Annotated in this window: 1 protein-coding gene and 1 pseudogene; one reads left to right on the forward strand and one right to left on the reverse strand. The window is 45.5% G+C overall.

Annotation, left to right across the window (positions count from 1 at the left end; genetic code table 11):
• A pseudogene (locus A3763_RS29425) lies at window positions 1–224 on the forward strand (PilZ domain-containing protein); the annotation flags it as partial.
• 17 nt (window positions 225–241) lie between these two features.
• Here the strand turns inward: A3763_RS29425 and A3763_RS03765 are convergent.
• On the reverse strand, window positions 242–876 hold a 635-nt coding region (locus A3763_RS03765; RefSeq protein ID WP_197482741.1), incomplete at its 5' end, for an alpha/beta fold hydrolase.

Raw genomic sequence — 876 nt, forward strand, 5'->3', positions numbered from 1 at the left:
CCGCGAATGGCCTTCAAGCCTATGTCGATGAACCTCTAACGCAAGGCGCTATTCACAGTCTTATAATTGATCTGCCAGAACAAAATAAAAACTTCAGGTTAACCGCAGAAGTGAGATGGGTAAAACCATATAAGTCTGATTATCTAACCGGCTTACTACTTTACGATTCCGATGGGACTGAAATAGTAGATTGGAAGTTTCTGATGTCAAAATACCTTAACTAATACGTAAGGCTTTTGAACTACTCCGCGTCTTCCATTTCTTCAAGCTCTGTGCCAAACAGTGAGTCTTTGTCAAATTCGTTCAAGTGGTCTTCGATTGATAGGCCATTGCCTACACCGTTATTAAGGCTTGGTACAGGTTCTTCGTTAATGAATGCCGCAGCATCAGCAGCCGTTAGTTCTTTACCTTCTTCCATTAGCGCGTGGCCGTAGTTTGGATAGGTGACCAAGGTTGAGTTAGGCAGCGCCTTATGCCAGCGTTGCGCATGGCTAGGGTCTCCCCACTTATCGGACTGACCCCACATGATAAGCGAAGGAACTTCAATTTCGCTGAGATCGAGCAGCATGCCATGCTCCATTAAAGCACGGACAAGTTTCAGCTGTTTGATGTTGGTCGCGTGGGTACCTTCAGTTTGGGCAAGGTGCAGATACCTCTCGGTTACGGCGCGCGATGGTTTTTCCAGACCATAAAAGTCTTGAACAATTTCAGTGATAACGCCTGAGGGTTGTATGTATTTGCTGAATATATCCATGCCAGACGTTGTGGCATAGTTAAGTATCCATGGTAACTCTTGTTGGAATCCTTTAGGGCTAATTAGTACAAGCTTATCCAATTTTTCGGGGTGCTGCAGACCCGCGTACTGTGCGGCCAAAT

The sequence above is a fragment of the Oleiphilus sp. HI0128 genome (assembly GCF_001635365.1).